The sequence below is a fragment of the Stenotrophomonas sp. 05L44_2 genome, assembly GCF_056665995.1.
This window is the reverse complement of record NZ_JBFTNR010000304.1, coordinates 1-6618: the sequence shown is the minus strand read 5'-3', so window position 1 is coordinate 6618 and position 6618 is coordinate 1. Positions and strand designations below refer to the sequence as shown.

The window sequence follows — 6618 nt, the reverse complement described above, 5'->3', positions numbered from 1 at the left end:
GCGTTACCCCCAGCGCACGCATCGTGATCGGCAGCGGCGTCAACAGCGATGGGTACAAGGGCAGTGGCTGGTCCACCGCCGAGCACATCGATCTGGGCGCGATGATCGACACCGGCAAGGCATTCGGCTTCGACGGCACGCTGCGCGTGGTGTTTTCCGATCGCTTCGGCAACGCCATCAACGAGCGGTCCACCGGTTCCTATATCCAGAACCAGGCCTTCTATGGCCAGGGCCAGAACCTGCGTTTCAACGAACTCTCCTACGAGCGTTTGCTGCTGGGCAAGCGGTTGAGCCTGAAGGGTGGCTTCTACTCGATGGGCAACGACTTCGGTGGCTTGCCTTACACCTGCAACTTCAACAACAACGGCCAGTGCGGGCATCCGCTGGGCCCGATCTACAGTTCTGGCTGGCTGGACAATCCGACAGGCCAATGGGGTCTGCGGGTAAAGTGGAATGATCCTTCAGGCTGGTACGCACAGACCGGCATCTACGACGTCAACCCGACGCGCAAGCAGGCCAACAGTGGCTTCCGTGTTTCGACGAAGGGAAAGACCGRCCTGTTCCTGCCGGTCGAGCTGGGCTACAGCCATGGCAAGTCCGGAGAGGACTATGGCGGTACCTACAAGGTCGGCTATTACCTGGATACCTCCAACGCCGATGACATTGGTGACCCGACGGCACCTCGCGCTTCGCATCGCAGCGGTTCGTACGTGCAGGCCGCACAACGGGTGTGGAAGCCCGAGGGTGACACGGTGCGCGGCATTTCGGTGTTCGGCGTGGCTACCCGTGCCGACGCAAAAACAGGGCTCATGCGCTACTCGTGGGAAGCGGGCGTGAGCTGGCGTGGCGTGATCGCATCGCGCGAAGATGATGTGCTCAGCCTGGCCTGGAACCGGCTGGACATCTCCGACCGGCTCGCCCGCCATCAGCAGCTGACCGGAAAGGATGTGCAGAGCAACGAGCAGTTCGTCGAGCTGAACTACGGCGTGCAGGTCGCCCCGTGGCTGGTGCTGCGGCCGGCGGTGCAGTACGTGGCACGGCCCGGCGCCTATGCCAGCCGACCCGACAGCTGGGTGTTCACCCTGCAGGCGCAGGCAACGCTGTAGGCGCATCAGGGCCCGCAGCATGGGGTGCCGAACGTGCGCCCCATGCTGCAACGCAAGGTGTAAGCCACCATTCGCACTGGTACGGTCCTGCCCGTTGCACCAACAACGACGGGGAGAGACGACGATGCGCAAGGTATTGCTGCTGTTGATCCTGCTGACCGGACTGGCGCCCACCGCCTGGGCTGCCACGGTCAAGACCACCCACCGCACCCTTCCCAGCTGGGACGGCACGCCCCTCGGGGTCTTTGTCATCGAACCCCAGGACGCAGGTGGCGGCAAGTACCCGCTGCTGGTGATGCCCAGCAGCTGGGCCGTTCCCAGCGTGGAATACGTAGGGGTGGCACAGTCGCTGGCCAAGCGCGGCTATGTGGTCCTCAGCTACAGCTCGCGCGGCTTCTGGGAGTCAGGCGGGGCCATCGATATCGCCGGGCCGGCCACGGTCGAGGATGTCAGCGCATTGATCGACTGGGCGCTGGACAACACCCAGGCCGACCCGGCGCGGATCGGCGTCTCGGGCATCTCCTACGGCGCAGGCACCAGCCTGCTGGCGGCGGCACGCGATCCCCGCATCAAGGCGGTGGCCGCCCTCAGCGGATGGGCCGACCTGCGGGCGTCGCTGTACGCCAACGACACCCCCAGCGCACAGGGAATCGCGCTGCTGGTGGCCGCCGGCCTGGTCACCGGCCGACCCGGGGCAGAGCTGGCCACGATCAACCGCAACGTGGTGGTCGGCAACTACCAGGGTGCAGTGGAATCGCTGCTGCCCGTGGCCGCCATCCGCAGCCGCCTTGGGCGCACTGGGCATTCCCAACGAGGTCTACGACTCGGCGGGTGACTGGTTCGACCATTACCTCAAGGGCGTGGCCAACGGCATCGACCGCGAGCCGGCGGTGCAGCTGAAGTCGCAGAAGGGCAGCTGGAGCAGCTACCCGAACTGGCAGGCGACCAACAGTGGTGCGGTCAGCTACGCGTTGACTGCACCCGGCGGCCTGCTTCTGCCCACCGGGGGGCTGGTTGAAAACGGGCGCAGCAATGGCTGGAACTACCGCATCGGCAGTGGCCTGGCAACCGCCGCCAATTCCGGTGTGGCGATGGTGTCCGGCTCGCTGCAGATGATCAACCTTCCGCCGGGGGCGTACGTGCCTTTCATCGGGCGCAACGCCGCAGGTGTCTGGCAGGGGCCGGTGTACTGGAACGCACGCCGCCTCGACGGCGCGCCGGAAGTACGGGTGACCGTTACCCCCAGCCGCGCCAACACCACGCTGTATGCCTATCTGTACGCGGAAGATGTGCTGGGCAATGGCCAGCTGATCAGCCACAAGCCCTACACCCTGCGAGGYGTTGCGCCCGGCCAGGCGACCACCCTCGATCTGCGCCTGGAAGCGAGCAGCTGGAACATTCCGGCGGGCAGCCGGCTGACGCTGGTGGTCGATACGGTGGACCTGCGCTATGCAGGCATCAGCCAGTTGGGCGGGGCGGTGACCTTCAGTTCGCCCGCGTCCGCACCATCTGTGCTGAAGGTGCCGTTGCATTGAGTTGCAAGCGGGCGCCCGTCGTTGCGGGCGCCTGCTTGCGTTGGTTGCGCTGTTCGCATTCATGACGCATGGAGTATTCGATGGGGCCGGAAACGCTGATCGGCACAGCGGCAGCCGCCATCGCGCTGGTGGTAGTGCTGGCCCTGCTCAACAAGAAGCGACAGCCACCTTCGCGGATCTTCAAGTGCGGTCGCTGCGGCAGCGCCGCTCACCACAATGATCGCACCAGCAACGCCTGGCGCAATGGCAAGACCCGGTTCTTCTGCCAGGCCTGCCATCGCCAGTGGCTGCAGTCACAGCCGCCGTCCGAGCGGAGAAGCGGCGACGCTCGGAGCGATTTCACATCCACCACCAGCAACAGCAACGGCGGCTGCCTTGGCGTGCTCGCGCTGCTCGCCGTGTTGCCACTGGGCGGATGGCTGGCCTGGGCCTGTATCTGAAACTACGTGTTGTGCCGTCCTGCAGCGTGCGGGCCCTCCTGCCATCCACGTAGTACGGGCTGGCAGGCCCAGAGGCGGGTAAGGGCGCGATCGGTGCTGCCCGGATACAGGCGTCGGGCAGAGGAGGATATGGGTCCTGATGGTACGGGCCAGTGTTGGCAGATGGAGATGGACTTGCAGCCTCGAGCACCTGACCATGGCGCTGCAAACACCCCCCCCGCAACCTGGCACCTCGATGAAGACTCTGGCTTTGATCGCACTTTCTCTTTCCATCTGCATCAGCCTTGCCGGATGCATCGCCCCGTTCCGCGTCAAGGCGCGTGAATATGCGGCCGCCGGCACGACCGCGCCCAAAACGCCGGCTCCGTCGATTCCTGCAGCGCCACCGCGGTGACGGCGCGGAGCAGCAATGGGCGAGGGCTTCGGTGCTGTTGAAAGCAGCGGGCCCGATGCTGCCTCCTCAGGGCTGCACGTGCTGTGTGTGCACCATCTGCACCACCACCTTGCCCTTGGCGCGGCCGCCGTCCATGTAGGCCAATGCTCTGCCGGTTTCCTCGAAGGGAAAGACCGTGTCCACCACCGGGCGCAGGGCGCCTGACTCGACCAGTGCCGTGACCTGTTCCAGCTGTTGCCCATCAGCACGCATGAACACGAAGCTGTACCGGATGTTCCTGCGCGCGGCCTTGCGGCGGATGCGAAGGCTCAACAGGCGCAGCACCTGCCGAAGCGGCCAGGCCAATCCTCTTGCCGCACCGAATGCCGGCGTGGGTGGCCCGGAAATGGAAATAAGGTGACCGCCGGGCTTGAGGATGCCGAGGGATCGATCGAGTTCGTCGCTGCCGAGGCTGTTGAGGACCACGTCGTAGTCACGCAGCACGGCAGCAAAGTCCTGCTGCCGGTAATCGATGACGACGTCCGCACCCAGTGCCTTCACCCAAGCAACGTTGGCCGTGCTGGTGGTGGTGGCGACGAAGGCGCCCAGGTGCTTGGCAAGCTGGATCGCAATCGTGCCGACGCCACCGGAGCCGGCCTGGATGAAGACCCGCTGTCCCTTCTTCAGTGCTGCGGTTTCGACCAGCACCTGCCAGGCGGTCAGTGCCACCAGTGGCAGGGCGGCCGCCTCGACCATGCCAAGGTTCTTCGGTATTGGTGCTACCGACGAGGCCTTGACCGCGATGTACTCGGCAAATCCGCCGATGYGATCATCGTCCGGGCGGGCATACACCTGGTCGCCCGGCTTGAACCGGCCTGCGCKATCGCCGACCCGCACCACCGTCCCGGCCACATCGTTGCCCAGGATCAACGGAAAGCGATAGGGAAGGATCTGTTTTAACTCGCCGTGCCTGATCTTGCTGTCCAGTGCATTCACGCCTGCGGCATGAACCCGGATCAGGACATCCTCGTCGCCCACATGCGGCTCGGGCGCGTCGGCGATTCGGCCGACGTCCTTGCTGCTGTAGCGGTCAATGATGAAGGCTTTCATGGCGGGCGGTTCCTGCAGTGATGGGGCCGGGTGGATGCAACGGAGGCCGGCCTCAGGCGCCGGTGCGGTAGCGCTCTGCGGCGTGCGCCTGGCGGATGTCGCCGAGCAGGGCCTGACGTGCGCCATCCAGCGTGTCCCAGCGTTCGGCCACGTGCAGCGGCGGAATGGTCACCGTTTCGCGACGATCGAAGCCGACCAGCGCTGCATCGACCAGTTCGCCAACGTCCATCACTTCAGCAAGCGTGGTGATGTCGATACCGGCGCGTTCCCAGATCTCGGTGCGCGTGGCAGCGGGCAGCACCGCCTGCACATGGACGCCCTTCGGGGCCAGTTCCTGGCTCAGGCCCTGCGACAGGAACAGCACATACGCCTTGCTCGCGCCGTACACGGACATGCCGAACTCCGGTGCAAGGCCAACCACCGATCCGATGTTGACGATCGCGCCGTTGCCGGCACCGACCAGCCGCGGCGCAATAGCGACGGCCAGGCGCGTGAGCGCGGTGGTGTTCAGGGTGACCAGGCGTTCGATGGCGTCGGCCGACTGTGCGAGGAAGTCGCCGGACTGGGCGATACCGGCATTGTTGATGAGGATGCCGATGCGCGCATCGTCGCGCAGCCGTGCCTCGACCGTGGCCAGCGCGTCAGCCTGGGTGAGATCGGCCGGCAGTATGTCCACCGCCACGCCGGTCTCTTGGCGCAGTCGCGCGGCGAGTGTTTCCAGTCGGGCGCTGTCACGCGCGACCAGGACGAGGTCATGCCCGCGCCGCGCGAAGCGGTCGGCATAGGTGGCACCGATGCCGCTGGAAGCGCYGGTGATGAGGACGGAAGGGAGGACGGACATGATGGGCTTCTCTGGACGGGGGACGTGTCGGATGCGGGCGGCCGCGTTACTGCGCGTGCGCTTCAGCCAGGGTGGGGTAGTCGGTGTAGCCTTCGGCGCCACCGCCATACAGCGTGGCCGGGTTCAGTGCCGCCAGCGCTGCGCCGCGCTTGAGGCGCTCGACCAGATCGGGGTTGCTGATGAACGGGCGACCGAAGGCGACCAGATCGGCCTGGCCTTCGGATACACGGGCGCTGGCCAGCTGCAGGTCGTAGCCGTTGTTGGCCAGGTAGGTGCCGTTGAAGCGACGGCGCAGCCCATCGAAGTCGAACGGTGCCACATCGCGCGGGCCACCCGTGGCGCCCTCGACCACATGCAGGTAGACAATGCCCAGTGCGCTGAGTTGATCGACGATGTAGTCGTACTGGGGCTGCGGATCGCTGACGGTGGAAATGGCATTGGCCGGCGACACCGGCGAAATGCGCACGCCGGTGCGGTCAGCGCCGATTTCGCGCGCCACCGCAGCGGTCACCTCAAGCAGGAGGCGGGCACGGTTCTCGACCGAGCCGCCATACGCGTCGGTGCGCTGGTTGGCCCCGTCCTTGATGAACTGTTCGAGCAGGTAGCCGTTGGCGCCGTGGATCTCCACGCCGTCAAAACCCGCTGCGATGGCGTTGGCAGCGGCTTGGCGGAAATCGTCGACGATGGCGGGCAGCTCGTCGATGTCCAGGGCGCGCGGCTCGGACACATCGACGAAACCATTGTTGACGAAGGTCTTGGTCTGCGCGCGGAGGGCCGAGGCGGAAACCGGCGCCGCGTTGCCGGGTTGCAGGTCGACGTGCGAGATGCGGCCGACGTGCCACAGCTGCACGAAGATGWGCCCGCCGCGTGCGTGCACCGCATCGGTGACGGTGCGCCAGCCGTCGATCTGGTCCTGCGTGTACAGCCCCGGGGTGTCCTGGTAGCCCTGCGCCTGCGCCGAGACCTGGGTGGCTTCGGTGATGATCAGGCCGGCTGATGCGCGCTGGGCGTAGTAGGTGCTCGCCAGCGGACTGGGCACCAGGCCCTCGCCGGCGCGGTTGCGCGTCAGCGGTGCCATCACGATGCGGTTGGCCAGCGTCAGCGGGCCGAGGGGATAGGGCTGGAAAAGCGTGGCGTCGGACATGGGAGGGTGGGCTCGCATACGGAGGAGGGGTCTGGATCAATGATGATGAGCATCATCATTGATGTCAAT

Annotated in this window: 6 protein-coding genes and 1 pseudogene; 4 read left to right on the top strand and 3 right to left on the bottom strand. The window is 66.0% G+C overall.

Annotated elements, in window-relative coordinates; genetic code table 11:
- The 4 genes and pseudogenes from AC1VAN_RS11980 to AC1VAN_RS11965 form a co-directional block, all read left to right on the top strand.
- Nucleotides 1-1106: carbohydrate porin (locus tag AC1VAN_RS11980; RefSeq protein ID WP_480985869.1), on the top strand; the 1106-nt coding region annotated here is incomplete at its 5' end.
- Nucleotides 1107-1230: 124 nt separating this feature from the next.
- Nucleotides 1231-2641: pseudogene (locus AC1VAN_RS11975) on the top strand (alpha/beta fold hydrolase).
- An 80-nt stretch (nt 2642-2721) separates the two neighbouring features.
- Nucleotides 2722-3081 carry a hypothetical protein gene (locus tag AC1VAN_RS11970; protein WP_313113570.1) on the top strand — a complete coding sequence of 120 codons (360 nt, stop codon included), beginning with the start codon at nt 2722-2724 and terminating at the stop codon, nt 3079-3081.
- 235 nt (nt 3082-3316) lie between these two features.
- Nucleotides 3317-3475 (top strand): hypothetical protein, encoded by a 159-nt coding sequence (locus AC1VAN_RS11965; protein WP_154231483.1) that lies wholly within the window; start codon nt 3317-3319, stop codon nt 3473-3475.
- Between the two features lie 66 nt (nt 3476-3541).
- Here the strand turns inward: AC1VAN_RS11965 and AC1VAN_RS11960 are convergent, their stop codons facing one another.
- The 3 genes from AC1VAN_RS11960 to AC1VAN_RS11950 are packed head-to-tail and all read right to left on the bottom strand — an operon-like array spanning nt 3542 to nt 6549.
- On the bottom strand, nt 3542-4564 hold the full coding sequence (locus AC1VAN_RS11960; RefSeq protein ID WP_480985868.1) for an NADP-dependent oxidoreductase: 1023 nt from the start codon (nt 4562-4564) through the stop codon (nt 3542-3544).
- Nucleotides 4565-4616: 52 nt separating this feature from the next.
- Nucleotides 4617-5405, bottom strand: a complete 789-nt coding sequence (locus AC1VAN_RS11955) for an SDR family NAD(P)-dependent oxidoreductase (protein ID WP_480985867.1) — start codon at nt 5403-5405, stop codon at nt 4617-4619.
- A 46-nt stretch (nt 5406-5451) separates the two neighbouring features.
- Nucleotides 5452-6549, bottom strand: a complete 1098-nt coding sequence (locus AC1VAN_RS11950; protein ID WP_478066194.1) for an alkene reductase — start codon at nt 6547-6549, stop codon at nt 5452-5454.
- Nucleotides 6550-6618 lie beyond the last annotated feature (69 nt).